21 protein-coding genes and 1 pseudogene are annotated in these 17,743 nt (G+C 71.9%); 10 read left to right on the top strand and 12 right to left on the bottom strand.

Going from position 1 to position 17,743, the window contains the following annotated elements:
- The first annotated feature begins 62 nt into the window (after nucleotides 1–62).
- The 5 genes from AB0877_RS20815 to AB0877_RS20835 are packed head-to-tail and all read left to right on the top strand — an operon-like array spanning nucleotide 63 to nucleotide 4,628.
- Entirely contained in the window at nucleotides 63–971 is a 909-nt protein-coding gene (locus AB0877_RS20815; protein ID WP_366610756.1) for an ABC transporter ATP-binding protein, read from the top strand.
- Between the two features lie 12 nt (nucleotides 972–983).
- Complete coding sequence (locus tag AB0877_RS20820; RefSeq protein WP_366610757.1) at nucleotides 984–1,718, top strand: ABC transporter permease; 735 nt, start codon at nucleotides 984–986, stop codon at nucleotides 1,716–1,718.
- Between the two features lie 11 nt (nucleotides 1,719–1,729).
- Nucleotides 1,730–2,998 (top strand): sensor histidine kinase, encoded by a 1,269-nt coding sequence (locus AB0877_RS20825; RefSeq protein ID WP_366610759.1) that lies wholly within the window; start codon nucleotides 1,730–1,732, stop codon nucleotides 2,996–2,998.
- Nucleotides 2,995–3,636: a response regulator transcription factor gene (locus AB0877_RS20830; RefSeq protein WP_366610760.1), complete on the top strand. Its 642-nt coding sequence runs from the start codon at nucleotides 2,995–2,997 to the stop codon at nucleotides 3,634–3,636. Before AB0877_RS20825 ends, AB0877_RS20830 begins: the two co-directional genes overlap by 4 nt.
- Before the next feature lie 23 nt (nucleotides 3,637–3,659).
- Nucleotides 3,660–4,628 (top strand): YafY family protein, encoded by a 969-nt coding sequence (locus AB0877_RS20835; RefSeq protein WP_366610762.1) that lies wholly within the window; start codon nucleotides 3,660–3,662, stop codon nucleotides 4,626–4,628.
- Here AB0877_RS20835 and AB0877_RS20840 read toward each other — a convergent pair.
- From AB0877_RS20840 to AB0877_RS20865, 6 genes and pseudogenes are all read right to left on the bottom strand, one after another.
- Nucleotides 4,619–5,533 carry an SDR family oxidoreductase gene (locus AB0877_RS20840; protein ID WP_366610764.1) on the bottom strand — a complete coding sequence of 305 codons (915 nt, stop codon included), beginning with the start codon at nucleotides 5,531–5,533 and terminating at the stop codon, nucleotides 4,619–4,621. The genes AB0877_RS20835 and AB0877_RS20840 overlap by 10 nt on opposite strands.
- 55 nt (nucleotides 5,534–5,588) lie before the next feature.
- Entirely contained in the window at nucleotides 5,589–6,326 is a 738-nt protein-coding gene (locus AB0877_RS20845) for an alanyl-tRNA editing protein (RefSeq protein ID WP_366610765.1), read from the bottom strand.
- Between the two features lie 11 nt (nucleotides 6,327–6,337).
- On the bottom strand, nucleotides 6,338–7,225 hold the full coding sequence (locus AB0877_RS20850) for an alpha/beta hydrolase (protein ID WP_366610766.1): 888 nt from the start codon (nucleotides 7,223–7,225) through the stop codon (nucleotides 6,338–6,340).
- Entirely contained in the window at nucleotides 7,222–7,536 is a 315-nt protein-coding gene (locus AB0877_RS20855) for a DUF2516 family protein (RefSeq protein WP_334507220.1), read from the bottom strand. The genes AB0877_RS20850 and AB0877_RS20855 overlap by 4 nt, the downstream gene beginning before the upstream one ends.
- A 71-nt stretch (nucleotides 7,537–7,607) precedes the next feature.
- Complete coding sequence (locus AB0877_RS20860) at nucleotides 7,608–8,246, bottom strand: hypothetical protein (RefSeq protein WP_366610767.1); 639 nt, start codon at nucleotides 8,244–8,246, stop codon at nucleotides 7,608–7,610.
- Nucleotides 8,247–8,359: 113 nt separating this feature from the next.
- Nucleotides 8,360–8,842: pseudogene (locus AB0877_RS20865) on the bottom strand (helix-turn-helix transcriptional regulator); the annotation flags it as partial.
- A gap of 112 nt (nucleotides 8,843–8,954) precedes the next feature.
- Between AB0877_RS20865 and AB0877_RS20870 the strand changes: the two are divergent.
- Nucleotides 8,955–9,752 (top strand): alpha/beta hydrolase, encoded by a 798-nt coding sequence (locus AB0877_RS20870; RefSeq protein ID WP_366610768.1) that lies wholly within the window; start codon nucleotides 8,955–8,957, stop codon nucleotides 9,750–9,752.
- A 5-nt stretch (nucleotides 9,753–9,757) separates the two neighbouring features.
- Here the strand turns inward: AB0877_RS20870 and AB0877_RS20875 are convergent, their stop codons facing one another.
- The 4 genes from AB0877_RS20875 to AB0877_RS20890 all read right to left on the bottom strand — a co-directional run bounded on the left by AB0877_RS20875 (nucleotide 9,758) and on the right by AB0877_RS20890 (nucleotide 13,200).
- On the bottom strand, nucleotides 9,758–10,717 hold the full coding sequence (locus tag AB0877_RS20875; protein WP_366610770.1) for an asparaginase: 960 nt from the start codon (nucleotides 10,715–10,717) through the stop codon (nucleotides 9,758–9,760).
- Between the two features lie 94 nt (nucleotides 10,718–10,811).
- Nucleotides 10,812–11,639, bottom strand: coding sequence for a 3-keto-5-aminohexanoate cleavage protein (locus AB0877_RS20880; RefSeq protein WP_366610771.1), 828 nt, complete (start codon nucleotides 11,637–11,639; stop codon nucleotides 10,812–10,814).
- A gap of 23 nt (nucleotides 11,640–11,662) precedes the next feature.
- On the bottom strand, nucleotides 11,663–12,775 hold the full coding sequence (locus tag AB0877_RS20885; protein WP_366610772.1) for a folate-binding protein: 1,113 nt from the start codon (nucleotides 12,773–12,775) through the stop codon (nucleotides 11,663–11,665).
- Nucleotides 12,772–13,200 (bottom strand): Fur family transcriptional regulator, encoded by a 429-nt coding sequence (locus AB0877_RS20890; RefSeq protein WP_091402843.1) that lies wholly within the window; start codon nucleotides 13,198–13,200, stop codon nucleotides 12,772–12,774. The genes AB0877_RS20885 and AB0877_RS20890 overlap by 4 nt, the downstream gene beginning before the upstream one ends.
- A 69-nt stretch (nucleotides 13,201–13,269) precedes the next feature.
- Here AB0877_RS20890 and AB0877_RS20895 point away from each other — a divergent pair, with 69 nt between their 5' ends.
- Nucleotides 13,270–14,151, top strand: coding sequence for an aminotransferase class IV (locus AB0877_RS20895; RefSeq protein WP_366610774.1), 882 nt, complete (start codon nucleotides 13,270–13,272; stop codon nucleotides 14,149–14,151).
- A gap of 3 nt (nucleotides 14,152–14,154) precedes the next feature.
- Here AB0877_RS20895 and AB0877_RS20900 read toward each other — a convergent pair whose 3' ends face one another.
- Nucleotides 14,155–14,745, bottom strand: a complete 591-nt coding sequence (locus tag AB0877_RS20900) for an FABP family protein (protein ID WP_366610979.1) — start codon at nucleotides 14,743–14,745, stop codon at nucleotides 14,155–14,157.
- The gene (mtfM, locus tag AB0877_RS20905; protein WP_282264268.1) at nucleotides 14,739–14,843 is read right to left on the bottom strand and encodes a small membrane protein MtfM; all 105 of its coding nucleotides are present in this window, start codon (nucleotides 14,841–14,843) and stop codon (nucleotides 14,739–14,741) included. Before mtfM ends, AB0877_RS20900 begins: the two co-directional genes overlap by 7 nt.
- Before the next feature lie 12 nt (nucleotides 14,844–14,855).
- Between mtfM and AB0877_RS20910 the strand changes: the two genes are divergently transcribed.
- From AB0877_RS20910 to AB0877_RS20920, 3 genes are all read left to right on the top strand, one after another.
- Nucleotides 14,856–15,230, top strand: a complete 375-nt coding sequence (locus AB0877_RS20910) for a DsrE family protein (protein WP_124820325.1) — start codon at nucleotides 14,856–14,858, stop codon at nucleotides 15,228–15,230.
- Between the two features lie 79 nt (nucleotides 15,231–15,309).
- Entirely contained in the window at nucleotides 15,310–15,690 is a 381-nt protein-coding gene (locus AB0877_RS20915; RefSeq protein WP_366610775.1) for an SCP2 sterol-binding domain-containing protein, read from the top strand.
- The gene (locus AB0877_RS20920) at nucleotides 15,687–17,741 is read left to right on the top strand and encodes a glycogen debranching N-terminal domain-containing protein (protein WP_366610776.1); all 2,055 of its coding nucleotides are present in this window, start codon (nucleotides 15,687–15,689) and stop codon (nucleotides 17,739–17,741) included. Before AB0877_RS20915 ends, AB0877_RS20920 begins: the two co-directional genes overlap by 4 nt.
- Nucleotides 17,742–17,743: the final 2 nt, after the last annotated feature.

Here is a 17,743-nt window from a genome sequence, read left to right on the forward strand (position 1 = left end):
CCGCCGGGCCAACCCGACAACCCTTGAGGGGTACGAAGTCAGCGGCGGCGGAAGGCGACACGATGCCGGTCATCGAGGTGACCCACCTGAAGAAGCGGTACGGCGACCTGGTGGCGGTGGACGACGTGTCGCTCGCCGTGGAGGCCGGAGAGATCTTCGGCGTCCTCGGTCCGAACGGTGCCGGCAAGACCACCACTGTGGAGTGTGTCGCCGGGTTGCGTGTCCCCGACGGGGGTGGGGTGTCGGTCCTCGGGCTCGACCCCCGCGGGGACGCGGCCCAACTGCGTCAGCGGGTCGGCGTGCAACTCCAGGAGAGTCAGCTGCCGGACCGGTTGCGGGTGGCCGAGGCACTGGAGCTGTACGCCTCGTTCTACCGCGACCCGGCCGACCCGGCGGCGCTGATCGACAAGCTGGGCCTCGGCGACAAGCGGAACACCGCGCACAAGAAGCTCTCCGGCGGTCAGAAGCAGCGGCTTTCCATCGCGTTGGCGCTGGTCGGCAACCCGGAGATCGCGATCCTCGACGAGCTGACCACCGGGCTGGACCCGCAGGCCCGCCGGGACACCTGGGGCCTCATCGAACAGGTCCGCGACAGCGGGGTGACGATCGTGCTGGTCACCCACTTCATGGAGGAGGCCGAGCGGCTCTGCGACCGGGTCGCGGTGATCGACCGGGGACGGGTGGTAGCCCTGGACAGCCCGGCGGGCCTGGTGTCGACGGTGGCTCCGGAGCAGCGGATCAGGTTCCGGCCCTCGACTCCTGTCGACGACCGGCTCCTCACCGACCTGCCCGAGGTGTCCGCCGTGCAACGGACCGGTAGCCAGGTGGTGGTGACCGGCACCGGCGAGCTGCTGCATGCCGTCACGTCGGTGCTCGCCCGTCACCAGATCGTCGCGGCGGACCTGCGGCTGGAGCAGTCCACCCTCGACGACGCCTTCGTCGAGCTGACCGGGCACCGGCCCGCCAACTGAAAGGAAGCCGGCATGCACGCCTTCCGCAACATCCTGAGAACCGAGGCGCGACTCTACCTGCGGGACCTGCCGACGCTGCTCACCACGATCGGGCTGCCCACCCTGATCCTGGTGGTGCTCGGGTTGATCCCCACGCTGCGTAAGCCGGATCCGACCTTCGACGGGCAGACCTTCGTCAGCTACTTCGCCCCGTCGCTGCTGGTGGTCACCCTCGCCATGGTGGGGGTGAACATCCTGCCCGCCGTGCTGGCGACCTACCGGGAACGCGGCGTGCTGCGTCGGCTGGCGACCACCCCGGCGCACCCGGCAGCTCTGCTCGCCGCCCAACTGGTGCTGGCCCTGGCCGGGATCCTGGCCAGCGCGCTGCTGCTCATCGTCGTCGCCCGGCTCGCGTTCGGGGTGCCGTTCCCCCGGCACCCGCTCGGCTTCACGCTGGCGTTCATCCTCGGCACTGCCGCCCTGCTGTCGCTGGGCCTGCTGGTCGCCGCCGTCGCCCGCACGACGAAGGCGGCACAGGCCCTGGCCGTGCCGCTGTTCCTGGTCACCATGTTCTTCGGCGGGGTCTACCTGCCCCGGTTCCTGCTCCCGGATTTCGTGGCGCGGATCGGCGACTACACGCCGCCCGGAGTGCAGGCGCTCCTCGACGCCTGGACCGGCGACCCGCCGCAACCGCTGCACCTGGGGATAATGGCGGTGATCGCCGTGGCGGCCGGTGCCGGCGCGGCGAAACTGTTCCGCTGGGAGTGAGCGGAGATGCAATGACCAGCAACGGTGGGCACGACCGTCTGGCAAGTTGGCGGGAGCGTGAGGCGGGCCTCTACCGGGTGTTCCCCTTCGGCGGGTTGGCCCTGGGCACCCTGCTGGCCCTCGTCGCACCGGCACCCCGACATCTCGGGGCACTGCCCACCCTTGCTGTCGCCGTGGCAGCCGGATGCTGGGTCGCCTGGTTCGTCACCCTGCACCCCGGCTGGCACAGCCGGCGCACGCTGATGGCGGTCTACTACGCCGGCCTGCTCACGTTCGCCGCCGCACTGGTGGCCGCCAGCCCGTGGTACGGCTTCTTCGCCTGGATCGGCTACATCCACGCCTTTCCGGTGCTGCCCGGACGCTGGCGGGTCGCCGGGGTGGTCACCACGGCCGCTATCGTCGCCACCTCGCAGGGCGGTGGCCTGTCGGTAGTGGTGTCGCACTGGCCGCTCTGGCTGGTGCTGGTGCTGTTCAACCTGGTGGTGGCCGGCTCGGTGAGCTGGTTCGCGATGATCGCCGAGCAGGAGGACGCCAAACGCAAGCGGTTGGTGGCGGAACTCGGCGAGACCAACCGCCAACTCACCGAGACGGTCAGTGAGAACGCCGGCCTGCACGCCCAGCTGCTCACCCAGGCCCGGGAAGCCGGAGTGCTCGACGAACGGCAACGGATGGCGCGCGAGATACACGACACCCTGGCGCAGGGACTGACCGGCATCATCACCCAGCTGGAGGCGGCCGAGCAGACCCGTGACCGGTCCGCCGACTGGCGCCGGCACGTCGACAACGCGCTCGCCCTGGCCCGGGAGAGTCTCACCGAGGCTCGCCGTTCGGTACAGGCGGTCCGTCCGGAACCGTTGGAGACGGCCCGCTTACCGGACGCCCTCGTCGATCTGGGCGGGCGCTGGACGGCGCTGAACGGGATACGGGCCGACGTGGCCACCACCGGCACCCCCCGCCCGCTGCACCCGGAGATCGAAGTGACCCTGCTGCGGGCCGCCCAGGAGGCGCTGTCCAACGTGGCCCGGCACGCCGCCGCGTCACGGGTCGGGCTGACCCTGTCGTACATGACGGACGTCGTCACCCTCGACGTCCGTGACGACGGGGCGGGTTTCGACCTCACCGAGGACCCGCTGCCCCGTGAGCCGGGCGGTGGGTACGGGTTGACCGCCATGCGGCAACGGGTGACAAGGGTCGGTGGCGAGTTGGCCGTCGAATCCGAGCCGGGCGGCGGCACCGCCATCTCGGCGTCCGTTCCCGCGCTGCCCGGAGGTGCCGGTTGACCGCCCCGGTTCGGCTGCTGATCGTCGACGACCACCCGGTGGTGCGGGACGGCCTGCGGGGGATGTTCACCGGCGACCCCGATTTCGAGGTGGTGGGCGAGGCGTCGGACGGCTCGGAGGCGTTGGCTCTGGTCGCGTCGCTCCGACCCGACGTGGTGCTGATGGATCTGCGGATGCCCGGCATGGACGGGGTGACCGCCATCGGCAGGCTGGCTCGCGCCGGCAGCACCGCCCGGGTGCTGGTGCTCACCACCTACGACACGGATGCGGACGTGCTGCCGGCGATCGAGGCCGGTGCGACCGGTTACCTGCTCAAGGACACACCTCGGGAGGATCTGGTTCGGGCGGTCCGGGCCGCGGCCCGGGGCGAGTCGGTGCTGGCGCCGAGCGTCGCCGGCCGGCTGATGGGTCGGCTGCGCGCTCCCGCCGAGGAACCGCTCAGTCAACGGGAGCTGGAGGTGCTCACCCTGGTGGCCCGGGGTGCCTCCAACCGGGAGGCAGCGTCCCGCCTGTTCATCAGCGAGGCCACCGTCAAGACGCACCTGCTGCACCTGTACGCCAAGCTCGGGGTCAACGACCGGGCTGCCGCGGTGGCCACCGCGTACGACCGGGGGTTGCTGACGCCCGGCGGGCGGTGACCGGCACCGGGCAGGATGGGCGGATGCGCGCGTCCCGACTGATCTCGTTGCTGTTGTTGTTGCAGTCGCGCGGGTCGATGACCGCGAGCGAGTTGGCACGGGAGTTGGAGATCTCGGAGCGGACCGTCTATCGGGACGTTCTGGCGCTCTCCGCGGCGGGCGTGCCGGTCTACGCCGATCGGGGGCGGGCCGGCGGTTACCGCCTGCTCGGCGGGTACCGCACCCGGCTGACCGGACTGACCCGGGACGAGGCGGAGGCGCTCTTCCTCGCCGGGCTGCCCGGACCGGCCGGCGAGATGGGGCTCGCCGACGCCGTCGCGTCCGCCGAGCTGAAGGTGCTCGCCGCGCTGCCACCCGCCCTGCGCGACGCGCCGGCCCGGACCGGGCAGCGGTTCCACCTGGACGTACCGGGCTGGTTCCGGCAGAGCGCGCCACCGCTCTGGCTGCCCGAGCTGGCCCGGGCGGTCTGGGGCGACACTGTGGTGGAGCTGCGCTACCGACGCGGCGACCAGGAGGTGACCCGCCAGGTCCAGCCGTACGGCCTGGTGCTCAAGAGCGGGGTCTGGTATCTGGTCGGCCGGGTCGGCGACGATGTGCGCACCTATCGGGTGGACCGGGTCACCGGGGTCGAGGTGGGCGACGAACACTTCGATCGGGACGAGGGCTTCGACCTGGCCAGGCACTGGCGCGAGCAGGCCGGGTCGTTTCTGCGGACCATGCTGCGGGCCGAGGTCGCCGTCCGGCTGAGCCCCGCCGGCCTGCGCCAGCTCCGGCACCTGGTCAGTGCCCCCGATGTGTACGACGACATCGTCGCCGCCGCCGGCCAACCCGACGGGCAGGGCTGGGTGATGACGCGGCTGCCCGTCGAGTCGGTCCCGGTGGCGTACCACCAACTGCTGGGGCTTGGCCCGGAGGTCGAGGTCCTCGAACCAGCCGAGCTGCGGCAGTTGTTCGCGGAGAGCGCCGAGCGGCTCGCCGCGCTCTACCGGTAGCCGGTCACGTCCGCCGGTTTGCCCGCGTCGACCACCTCGGTGATGTAGCGGAAGCCCTCGGGTTGGCTGCCGTCGAGGTCGGTGAAGCCGTACACCTTGGACAGGCTGCCGGCGTCCACGGACCTGCCGTTCCAGCGGGCCTTCTCCTCGTCGGCGGCGAGCGCGGCCACCGCCCGGCCGACGAAGGCCGGGGTCTCCGAGATGAGGAAGTTCGGGTCGGTGGCGGCCCCGTCGCGCCAGTTCTCCTCGGTGACGCCGAAGTGCTCCAGCATCGCCTCGGAACGGATCCAGCCGGGGGTGAGTGCCACGGCCGTGCAGCCGTGTGGCTTCAGTTCGTGCGCCTGAATGAAGGCGAGCCGGTTGACCGAGACCTTCGCCAGGTCGTAGAAGACCGACTGCCGGTAGTTCTCGTCGTTGTACGCCTTGGTGCCGTCACCCATCTCCACCACCAGACCACCGGGCTTGCGGATCAGCAGCGGCAGGGCGAAGTGGCTGGTGATGATGTGCGTGTCGATGGCCAGTCGCAGGGTACGGAAGCCGGCGTCGAGCGGTTGCTCCCAGACCGGCTTGTCCCAGGTGACCAGTGGGTCGCCGCCCCAGATGTCGTTCACCAGCACGTCGAGTCGGCGGTGCTCGGCGTCGATCCGGGCGATGAGGTCGCGGACCTGGTCGGGCACCAGGTGGTCGACCTGGACGGCGATGCCGGTGCCGCCGGCCGCGCTGACCAGCTCGGCGGTCTCCTCGATGGTCTCCGGTCGATCCATCTCGGAGCGGCCGGCCCGGGAGCTGCGGCCGGTGGCGTAGACGGTGGCCCCGGCAGCCCCGAGCTGCACGGCGATCTGCCGTCCGGCGCCACGGGTGGCACCGGCGACGAGCGCGATCTTTCCGGTTAGCGGTTGTGTCATGCCAGCGACGTTGTCAGGGATACCTGACAACCGACGTCCGAATTCGGTACTGGATCTAGTCGACCAGTCGGACTCGGACCCGGCGGTTGGCCCGGCCCTTGCTCTCCACCTTCACCACCTGGACCTTGCCGATCTGGGCGGTGGAGGCGACGTGGGTGCCGCCGTCGGCCTGCACGTCCAGCCCGACGATGTCGACGATCCGGACCTCCTGCTCATCCGGCGGAATGAGGTTGGACTGGGTACGGATGATGTCCGGCAGGGCCAGCGCCTCGGTGCGCGGCAGCACCCGGGTGGCGACCGAGCGGTCGGCGGCCACCTCGGCGTTGACCAGCTCCTCGATGCGACTCTTGAAGTCCGGGGGCACCTCGGGGAGGTTGAAGTCCATCCGGGCCTCGCCCGGTTCCATCGAGTTGCCGGTCACGAGCGCGCCGAAGTCGCGGAACACCACACCGCAGAGCACGTGCAGCCCCGAGTGGGTACGCATCAGCCGGGTGCGGCGCTCGTCCTCCACCGCGCCGACGACCTCGGTGCCGACCGGTGGCAGCGGGTCACCCTCGGCGGGAATGAGGTAGGGGTCGTCGCCCTTGCGGGTGCCGACGATCCGGGTCTGCACGCTTTGCCAGAGCAGCACACCGTGGTCGGGTGGTTGGCCACCGCCGCCCGGGTAGAACGCCGAACGGTCCAACACGATGCCCTGCTCGGCATCGGAGTGCAGGACCGTGCACGTCCACTCGCGCAGGGTCGGGTCGGCGAGGTCGAGCCGGTGCGTCCGGCCGTGCTGTGTGACGCCCATGACAGGGCAGGTTACTCGTTCAGGAAGCCGGAGATGCGGTCCCGCAGATCGGCGCGTTCCGACCAGAGCACGCCGGGCCGGTCGTACACGTGCAGGGTGGCCTGGGGCAGCGCCACGGCGAGCCGCTCGGCGACCTCGACCGGGTGCAGGTCGTCGCCGGCGCAACCGATCACCAGCGCGGGTGCGGTGACCGCCGTCAGGTCACCGATCTGGCGCAGCGGTGTCTGCTCGGTGAGCGTGGCCAGACCGTCGGCGAGACCGTCGCGGAGCAGTTGGTCGAGGCGTTGTCGCAGGTAGGCCCAGCCGGCCGGGGTGTTACGCACCGCCGGGGGCAACTCCAGCGTGACGATGTCGGCGACCGCCGAGGCGTCCCCGCTCTCCACCGCCTCCAGCAGGTCGGTGATGCGCTGCCAGGCGGCCGGCCCGCGTGGCTCGTCGAGAACCGCCGGCAGGAAGAAGACCAGCTTGTCGAAGCGCTCCGGACTCTCCACGAGGAGTCGGCAGAGGGCACCCGCGCCGAGACTCGCGCCGAACGCCCGGCTGGCGCCGCCGAGGTCGGCGATCGCCCGCAGATCGCGGGCCAGGTCCAGATAGTCCCAGGGCCCGTCCGGGGCTTCGGAACGGCCGTGCCCACGGAACTGGAAGAACACCTTGCGACCGTTCACCCCGCTGCCGAACGGTCGGGTGGTGGCGATGCCGTTGCCCAGCCCGTGCGCGAACACGGTGACCGGATCACCGGTGCCGGTGACCAGCCGTTCCAGCCGCACGCCGTGCGGGGTGGTGATCAGCTCGGTCTCCGGCTCCGGCAGCGCCGGTCGGCCGGTACGCGGCCCACCCGGCCCGGGACCCCAGGTGCGGGGCCCGCTGTCGGGCGGGGGCGGCCAGCGAAAACCTCTCACCAGAACCCTTTGCCGTCACCGAGTTCGCGAAGGCCGATTCGGACGTCGAGCAGGTAGATCAGACCGGCGGCGATGCCGACCAGTCCGAAGAGGCTGATCGGACCGAAGCCGAGCAGGGTGAGCACGAGGCAGACCGCCAGGATGGCGATCCAGCCACCCTTGGGCAGCGTCCCGATGGCGGGGAAGGCGTCGGAGCGCTGCGTGATCGCGTGCACCAGGGCGACGCCCTGAACGATCAGCGCGAAGACGAGGAGGATCAGCTGGATCACTTCACGGACGGCGAAGGCGAAGATCGGCGCGGCGTTGGCCATGCCGGCCAGTTTATGTCCACGACCCCGGCTACGTCCGACAAGGACGCCACCGGGGTCGCGGCCACGGTGAACTACTCGGCTGCCGGACGGGTCCGCTTGGTGGCCCGGGGAAGCTTCGCCGACGGGGTCTCGACCGGCTTGGCGGCCTTCGGCGCGCGGGCGGCCTTCTTGACGGCGGCCGGCTTGGCCTCGGCGATCTCCGCCACGTCGGCCGGGGTCGGCGCGTCGGTGGGGGTGGCGGCGGTCGGGGTGGCGGCAGCCGTGGGGGTGGCGGCCGGCGTCACGGCCTCGGTGGCCTCGATGTCGGCGTTGACCGTCTCGGCGGCCTCCAGCACGCCGGCGCCGACGACCCGCTCGCCGCGGGCGACCAGCGCGCCGTACGCCGCGAACGCGCGCTCCTGGGCGACCTGGGCGCTCGCGACCACCAGGGCGGCGTTGCGGGTCGCGGCGGCGCGCAGCTTGTCGATGTCGGCCGCCTCGCGCAACTTCGCCAGGTCGGCGGTCTCGTTGGCGGTGCGCAGCGTCTCGGTGGCCTTCTGCTTCAGCTCGAAGCCGGTCAGCACGGCCCGGCCGCCCAGGTCGGCGACGACCCGGGTGCTGAGGACGCCGACCACGGCCGGCAGCTTGCGCAACTGCTCGATGGCCAGCTCACCGGCACCGGCTGCGGCGTAGATCGGGGCGGGGATGCGGTTGGTCTTCGGCTCGCTCATGACGTCTCCTCTTCGGCCGCCTCGGCGGCCTTCTTCTTCTCGGGGATGCTGGTGCTGCCCGGGGCGGGGGCGGTGCCCGCCTCGGTGACGGCGACCGACTCGAGCACGGCCTCGCTCGGGGTGCCGCCGACGGTGGTGGGGCCGGTGGCGGCCACATTGGCCAGGTCCGCGGCCTGGCTGCCGGGCTGGTCCGCGGCCTGGCTGCCGGGCTGCGCGGCCTGCGCCGTCCCGGCTTCGGCCTGGGCCTCGGCCAGCCGGGTGTTCTCCCGGCGGAACGTCTCGTAGATCTGACTGAGCGACTGCTTCTGCGCCATCGTCAGGTCGGCGTCCACGGCGATGGCGGCGAGCACCCCGTGGCCTTCCTTGTCGTCGAGCAGGCCGGCGCGCAGGTACATCGCCGGCGTGGAGACCCGCAGCGCGCTCGCCAGTTGCTGGAGCACCTCGGCGCTGGGCTTGCGCAGGCCGCGCTCGATCTGGCTGAGGTACGGGTTGCTGACCCCCGCCTGCTCGGCGAGCTGCCGGAGCGAGATCTTGGCGTTGCGCCGCAGATCGCGGATGAACCCGCCGACGTCGGGAAGGTCCTTAGGTGTGGCCATGGCAGCGACGCTAACCGCCCTTGCTAGCTCTTGCAAGCAAAACGCTAACCATAGTTAGCAACGTCTCAGGATCCCGTTTGCGCGCCGCTCGGCCGATCCGTACGGTCCGACCGTGGACAAGATCACAGTCAATGGAGCAAGCATCGCGTACGACGAGGCCGGCACCGGTTCGCCCGTCGTCCTGCTGCACGCCGGCATCGCCGACCGGCGGATGTGGCGGGGGCAGGTGGCCGCGCTCGCCACCCGGCACCGGGTGATCGTCCCGGACCTGCGCGGCTACGGAGACAGCGAACTCCCGCCGGCCCCGTTCACGCACCACGACGACGTGGCCGGGCTGCTGGACGCGCTCGACCTGCCCCGGGCCGCCCTGGTCGGCTGCTCCTTCGGTGGGGCGGTCGCCATCGACACCGCGCTGGCCCACCCCGACCGGGTGAGCGCGCTCGCGCTGTTCGACACGGCGGTCTCCGGCAACGAGTGGTCGGACGAGGCCAACGACCTCTGGGACGACCTGGTCGGCGAGGTCGACCCGGACGACTTCGTCGCCGGCGCGGCCGGTGAGGTGCGGTTCTGGGTGGTCGGCCCGCGACGCCAGCCGGAGGACGTCGACCCGGAGCTGGTCGCGTTCGCGCAGGAGATGGACCAGCGTGCCCTCGCCGCGGAGCTGGCGCTCGGCGCGGTCGAGGTGGGAGAGCTGTCGCCACCGGCGATCGGTCGTCTCGGTGAGCTGACGATCCCCGTCCTGGTCACCGCCGGCGCCGCCGACGTGCCGGACATCAGTCGGCTCGCCGACCGGATCGCCGCCGAGGTCCCCGGCGCGCTACGACTGCCCGACGTGCCGGACGCCGCCCACCTGCTGCCGCTGGAGCGCCCGGAGCCGGTCAACGCCGCGCTGCTCGACTTCCTGAGCTAGGGCGCTCACCAGAGCGGGCGGACCGCCCCGACCGGTACCCCACCACCGAAGAGCGGCACCTCGGCGTACTCGGTCAGCACCGGAGCGTCCACGCCGAGGCGGCGCAGCGCGGAGACCAGTACCGGCATCCGCGCCCGGTCGGCGCCGTCGTCGATCTTCAACGCGACGGCGCCGACGCCCGGCAGCGCCACGGCGATCACGCCCTCGGCACCGACCTTGGCCAGCGAACCCGGGACGCCCCGCATCAGCCGGGTGTCGTCGGCCTGGGTGCCACCCACGATCTCCGGGTGCGCCCGCATCGCGTCGGCCACCGTGCGCGGCACCGAGCCGGGCTCGGCGTCGACCAACCGGAGGTACGCCCCGGCCAGACCGGTCAGCGACACCGCGAGGACCGGTGCGCCGCAACCGTCGACCCCCACCGCCGCCGCCTGCTCGCCGGTGAACTCCTCGATGGCAGCCCGCAGCCGCTGCTGAAGCGGGTGCTCCGGCCGCCAGTAGCCCTCCCGCGACCATCCGGCGGCCTCGCAGGTCAACAGCATCCCGCTGTGCTTGCCGGAGCAGTTCATCTGCACCCGGGTGGGGCCGCCACCGGCCCGGAGCACCGCCTCCCGGGCCGCGGCCCCCACCGGCAGGTCCGGCGGGCAGTGCAGCGCCGACGCGTCCAGCCCGGCGCGCTCCAGCAGCGCACCGACCCGGGCCAGGTGGAACTCCTCGCCGGCGTGGCTCGCCGAGACCAGCGCCACGTCGGCCGGGTCGGTCAGGGCCAGACCGGCCCGGAGCATCCCGATCGTCTGCATCGGCTTGCTGGCCGAGCGGGGAAAGATCGGCGAGGTCACGTCCCCGGCGGACGCCACCGCGGCACCGGCGGCGTCCAGCACCACCACCGAACCGCGGTGCGCACCCTCCACGAACCCGGACCGGACCACCTCGGCGAGCGGCGCGCCACCCTCGTACGTCTTCGTCACGCGGTGGACGGTACCGACGGTCCGGGGGTGCCCGGCGGCGGGGTGACCAGGAGGTCCACCGCCCGGGTGACAGGGGCGCGGGACAGACCTGCCCTTACAGCCCGAGCAGTTCGCGAGCCTCGGTGGTGGTCAATGGCGGGCGCTGGGCGAGCTGGGCGAAACCCACGGCGCGGGCGACCAACTGCATGTTGGACTCCACCGGGCGGCCCTTGGCGTACGTCACCGTGTCCTCCATGCCGACCCGCAGGTGACCGCCGGTCGACAGCGAGGCCAGCAGCACCGCGATGGTGCTCCGGCCGACGCCGGTGGCCGAGAAGGTGGTGCCCTCGGGCAGGTCCCGCAGCATCCGGTGGGCCGCGACAAGAGTTTCGGTGGTGCCCGGCATCCCGCCCGGCACGCCCATCACGAAGTCGACGTGCACGTGCCCGCCGGCCGGCAGCCCGTACTTGCCGAGCAACCGCTGCAACGCGGACAGGTGGCCGAGGTCGAAGATCTCGTACTCCGGCACGATCCCGCGTTCCTGCATCCGGGTGTGCAGGTCGACGATGAACTCCCAACGGTTGAGGAAGACGTCGTCGCCGAAGTTGACGGTGCCCATGGTGCAGGAGGCCATGTCCGGACCGGCGTCGAGCACGGCGAGCCGGGCGGCCTCCGGGTCGGTCACCGCGCCGCCGGAGGAGAGCTGCACGATCAGGTCGGTGCTCTCCCGCAGCGCCGCCACGGTGTCGGCCAGCCGCACCGGGTCGAGCGTCGGTCGGGCCTCGTCGTCGCGGATGTGGACGTGGATCACGGCGGCGCCGAGCGCCTCGCACTCCTTGGCGGTGAGCAGCAACTCGTCGAGGGTCACCGGCAGCGCCGGCACCTCCGCCTTGGCCGACTCAGCGCCGGTCGGGGCCACCGTGATCAACGTCCCTGTCGTCATGCCGGCGATCCTAGACGGCCCGCTCAGGAGGGGTCGATCGCCGCCGCGGTCTCGCCGATCAGCAACGCGGCGTCGTCCGGGACGTTGCGCTTCACCACCGCGAGGGCGATCTGGCCCAGCTCGTGGTGCAGCACGGCGGTGCCGACGAAGCCGACCGCCCGGCCGTCGAGCGTCACCGGCGTACCGGCCACCGGCGGCTGGTCGGTGGTCACCCCGTCCAGATGCAGCAGTACGAGGCGACGCGGCGGCCGGCCCAGGTTGTGCACCCGCGCCACCGTCTCCTGCCCCCGGTAGCAACCCTTGTCCAGGTGCACGGCCGGGGCGATCAGGTCGACCTCGGCCGGAATGGTCCGGTGATCGGTGTCCACCCCGACCCGGGGCTGCCGGGCGGCCACCCGGATCGCCTCGTACGCCCACAGCCCCGCGAGCGGCACCCCGGCCCCGCGCAACTCCGCCACCACCTGGTCCATCGCCGACCGGGGCACGAGCAGGTCCACCCCGAGCGGACCACGTCGGGCCCAGCCGCCGATCGGCAGCGGTCGTACGTCGTACCGCGCGCTCGACCGGGGTGGCACGGCACCGTGCGGGAACTTCGGACCCGGCACCGCGACCACGTCCGGTGCGGCGAGCCCGGTCACGCCGAGCGTGCCGAGCGCCTCCATGGCCGCCGGCCCGACCAGCGACAACAGCGCGCGCTCGGCCGTCGCGTCGCGTGGCTCGACCTTGCTGAAGAACCGCATCTTCTCCAGGTAGGTCAGCAGGCCCTCGGTCGCACCGGGCTCGGTGTCGAGCCAGGTGGTCTCGCCGTCCTCGGCGACCATGGCGTGCTGCTCGACGTGGCCGTGCGGGGACAGCACCAGCAACTCGGTGCCCTCGCCCGCGGAGAGCGCGGTCAGGTGCTGCGAGGTGACCGTGTGCAGCCAGCTGGCGCGCTCTTCCCCGGGCACCGCGATGACCCCCCGGTGCGACCTGTCGACCAGACCGACAGCGGTGTCGAGGGTGCGCTGCTCGCGCAGCGGGTCGCCGTAGTGCGCGGCCACCCCCCGCACACCGGCCGCGACGTGCGCCGGATCCGGCTGGTCACGGCTGGCCTCGTCGATGCTCTCGACGGCCACCGCGCCCGCGATGTCGATCATTTCTCGTCCCCGTTCTCGCAGCGTACGCAGACGCCGAAGAGTGACACGTGCCCGATGTCCACCCGGAACCCGCGCTGCGCGGCCAACTGGTCGGCGAGCGGGCGGAGCAGCTCCGGATCGATCTCGTCGATCGCGCCACACTCCCGGCAGACCAGGTGGACGTGTTGGTGCTCACCGGCGGCGTGATAGGTCGGTGAGCCGTGCGACAGGTGCGTGTGGGTGACCAGACCGAGCCGTTCCAGCAGCTCAAGCGTGCGGTAGATGGTGGTGATGTTGACGCCGGCGGCCACCTCCCGGACTGCGGTGTGCACCTGCTCCGGGGTGGCGTGGCCCAGATCGAGCACCGCCTGGAGGACGAGCTGCCGCTGGGCCGTCAGTCGCAGCCCACGGGCCCGCAGCATTTCCGCGAGGGAGGATTCGGACACGCTCCGATCATAGTTCGGCCACCAGGCTGTTCCCCGTACCGCGATCGATCACCACTACGCTCGACGGTCATGGTGATGCCGTCCGTCGGGAAGGGCGCGGCCGACCCGACCGCGCGGATCGCCGTCCTGGGGCGTGGCCCGGTGCCGCCCAGTGACCCGGTGCTCCGCGGTGACGACCTCGGGGTGCTGCACGGCGACGGCCTCTTCGAGACCATGCACCTGCGCGACGGCCAGCCGTGGCTGCGCGACGAACACCTGGCCCGCCTGGCCACGGCGGCCGCCGCCGTCGAGCTGCCCCTGCCACCCACCAGCGCGCTGATCGACCTGCTGGACCAGGTGCGGACAGGCTGGCCAGCAGCTGTGGAGGGGGCACTTCGGCTGGTCTGCACCCGGGGCCCGGAGGCCGGCGGTCCACCCACGATCTACGCGACGCTGGCCCCGGTGCCGGCGGCCTCCAGGGCCGCCCGGCGGGACGGAATCACCGTGGCCACCCTGCCGCTGGGGCTGCCCGCCGCCGCCCGCGGCGGGTTGGGCTGGCTGCCGGCCGGCATCAAATCGACGTCGTACGCGGTCAACAGCGCCGCCCGCCGCTGGGCCCGCCGGGCCGGCGTGGACGACGTGCTCTGGACCTCCTCCGACGGGTACGCCCTGGAGGGTCCGACCGCCAATGTGGTGTGGCTCACCGGCGACACACTCTGCACGGTGCCGGCCGCCAGCACCGGCATCCTCGCCGGCACCACAGCGGCCTGGCTGCTCGCCCACGCGAGCGAGCTGAGCCTGCGCGCCAGCGAACGGATGGTCACCCCCGCCGAACTGCACGCGGCGGACGGCGTCTGGTTCACCTCGTCGCTGCGCGGAGCCGCCGAGGTCCACACGCTGGACGGGGTGCGCCGGGACCGCTGCCCGCGCACCCCCGCCCTGCACTCACTGCTGGGCTTCCCCGTCGGGTAGCGGTCAGCCGCCGACCCGGACGAGTCGGGCGGACAGGTGCGGACTGAGCCCGTGCCCCATGGCGGCCATCTCCTGGGCGTAGAGCAGCGCACCCTCGACGATGCCGAAGAGCCGGTGCCCGCCGGTGACCTCCTTGGCGGTCGGAGTCCGGACCACCGCGTCGGTGGCGAATTCGATCTGCGTGCCGGTGCGCTTGCCCAGGTGCAGCTCCATCACCCCGGTCGGCGTGGTGATCAGCGCCTCCAGCTCGTCGGTCGCCCGCCCGTCCACCAGCACCGGTCGCCACCAGCCCGCCTCGCGGCCGGCCGGACGGACCGGCTTGCTCTGCTCGTCGAGGATCCACGCACGCGACTCGTAGTGCAGGAACGGTCGGCCGTCGTGGCTGATCCGGATCTCCTGCGCGTAGTCGAAGTCCTCGATGGTGGGAAAGCCACCCTTGCCCCGACCGCGCCACAGACCGATGTACGGCAGCAGGGCGTCCAGCGCGGGGTGCAGCTTCGGCCCGACCCGCAGGTCGTGACTCTCCTCGTACGGGTACTCCTCGACCGGCGGCGCGTTCAGCCACGGCGGCTGCAGCGGGTTCTCGCTCACCAGCGTCCTCTCGACATGCGTACGGCAAGGTAGACCAGGCCACCGGCGAGCCCGCCCAGGCCAGCGACCAGCAGGCTGACGAACCCGATCTCGGTAACCATCCCGGCCATCTTATGCTGGGCCACATGGCCCGCAATCTCGTCGTGAAGGCCACCGCGGGGGCGGACGCCCCGGAGCGGTGCGCGCAGGCATTCACCGTCGCCGCGACGGCGGTAGCGGCCGGGGTGGACGTCTCGCTGTGGCTGACCGGTGAGTCCACCTGGTTCGCGCTGCCCGGTCGCGCCCAGCAGTTCGACCTGCCGCACTCCGCGCCCCTGGCCGAGTTGTTGCACGTCATCCTGACCAGCGGCCGGGTGACCGCCTGCACGCAGTGCGCGGCCCGACGGGAGATCGGTCCGGACGACGTGCTCCCCGGCGTGCGGATCGCCGGTGCCGCGGTCTTCGTCGAGGAGGCGTTGGCCGAGGGCGCGCAGGCCCTCGTCTACTGACCGCACGGCGGCGGCCTGCCGATCCGAGCGGAGTGTCGATACCGACCCGACATCCCGGACAGCTGCCTACGATTCGGATGTGACCGAGGCGGCGGAGAGGTTCTTCGAGGCACTACCGTCGCGCTCGGCCGAGGTTCTGGGCGGCCTGGCCGATGGCACCCTCCAGATCGACCTCGGCGACGACCACCGCACCGAACACTGGCTGGTCCGGATGAGGCCAGGGTCGGTGCAGGTCACCCGGGGGCGGGGGCCGGCCGACGCGATCTGGTACAGCAGCGCCGCCCTCTTCGACCGGCTGATCAACGGCGAGGCCCAGGGGGTCGCGGCGGTGCTGCGCAACGAGAGCACGTTCAGCGGGAACGTGGTCCTCTTCCTCGCCTTCCGCCGGTTCTTCCCGAACCCGCCCGGCACCCGCGACCCCCGCGAAACGGCCCGCCGAGCAGCCGGGCGACTTCGGTGAAGGACCTCGTCAGCATCCTCGACGGCAACACCTTCCTGGTCAGCGACCGGCGTGGCGACATCGAACCGTCCTACGACTTCCCCACCGGGCTGTTCTCCTTCGACACCCGCTTCCTGTCCACGTGGGTGCTCACCCTGGACGGCGAACGGCTGCACGCCCTCTCCGTCGACGACGCCGAGTCGTACCGCACCCGGTTCTTCCTCGCCCCCGGCGAACCCACGCACTATCTGGACGCCAAGGCGTCGGTGATCCGCAGCCGGGCGATCGTGGGCAGCTTCGAGGAGGAGCTGACAGTGCTGAACCACCTCGGCGCGGAGGTCGAGTGCACCCTGCGGGTCGAGATCGGGGCCGATTTCGCCGACCTGTTCGAGATCAAGAACTCTCGGCAGAAACGGGGACGGACCACAGTCACTGTCGCCGAGAACGAATTGCGGCTGTCCTACCGGCGGGAGGCGTTCCACCGGGAGATGGTGGTCAGCACCACCGCGCCGGCGCAGGTCGACGACACCGGAATGACCTTCCGGATCCGGATAGCCCGCAACGACAGCTGGACCACCAAACTGCACGTGTCCAGCGTCGTCTTCGGTGCCCGGGGCGAGGACATCCGGGCCACCCTCCCGTACGGCGGCAGCCGCAGCGCGGACGCGATCCGGGCCGAACAGCAGGAGCTGATCGACCGGGCGCCGAAGCTCGGCTGCGACTGCGAGCCGCTGGCCGGGGCGTACCGGCGCAGCCTCAACGACCTGGCCGCGCTGCGCTACGAGTCGATCGCCCTGGGCGTACGGCTGATCGCCGCGGGCCTCCCCTGGTTCATGACCCTGTTCGGCCGGGACAGCATCATCACCTCGTTGCAGGTGCTGCCGTTCCTGCCGGAACTGGTCCCGCCGACCATCCTGATGCTGGCCGGACTACAGGGGCAACGGGTGGACGACTTCCGGGACGAGGAACCCGGCAAGATCCTGCACGAGCTGCGGTACGGGGAGACCGCCGGCTTCGAGGAGCAGCCACACTCGCCGTACTACGGGTCGGCCGACTCGACGCCCCTGTTCATCATCCTGGTCGACGAGTACGAGCGGTGGACCGGCGACGCGGCACTCGTCCGCAAGCTGGAACCGCAGATCCGCGCCGCGTTGCAGTGGATCGACACCTACGGTGACCTGCTCGGCACCGGTTACCTCTGGTACCAGACCCGCAACCCGGAGACCGGCCTGCAGAACCAGTGCTGGAAGGACTCCTGGGACGCCATCTCGTACGCCGACGGTCACCTGCCCGGCTTTCCCCGGGCCACCTGCGAGTTGCAGGGCTACGCCTACGACGCGAAGCTCCGGGCCGCCCGGCTGGCTCGGGAGCTCTGGAACGACCCGGAGTTCGCCGACGAGTTGGAGCGGCAGGCCGCCGACCTGAAACGGCGGTTCGACCGCGACTTCTGGATCGCCGACCGCGAGCACTACGCGCTCGCGCTGGACGCCGACGGCCGGCAGGTGGACGCGCTGACCTCGAACATCGGGCACCTGCTGTGGAGCGGCATCGTGGACGAGTCCCGCGCCGCCAAGGTGGTCGCGCACCTGCTCGGGCCCCGACTGTTCTCCGGTTGGGGGGTGCGGACGCTCGCCGCGGACGAGGGGCGGTACAACCCGATCGGCTACCACGTGGGCACCGTCTGGCCGTTCGACAACTCGATCATCGCCTGGGGGTTGTGGCGGTACGGCTTCCGGGAGGAGGCCGGGTTGCTCTGCGAGACGATGCTCGCCGCGTCCCGGTACTTCGAGGGTCGGCTGCCGGAGGCGTTCGCCGGCTACGCCCGCGACCTCACCGACTATCCGGTGGAGTACCCCACCGCGTGCAGCCCTCAGGCCTGGTCGACCGGCACCCCGCTGCTGCTGCTGCGGGTGATGCTGGGGTTGGAGCCGCAGGGCGAGCACCTGATCATCGACCCGGCCGTGCCACCGGGCATGGGTCGGGTGGAGCTGCTGGACATCCCCGGCCGGTGGGGCATGGTCGACGCGTTGGGCCGCAGCCGTGGCCCCGACGATCAGCCGGACGGCCGCTGACC

The organism is Micromonospora sp. NPDC047644, assembly GCF_040704315.1.
Classification (GTDB): Bacteria; Actinomycetota; Actinomycetes; order Mycobacteriales; family Micromonosporaceae; genus Micromonospora.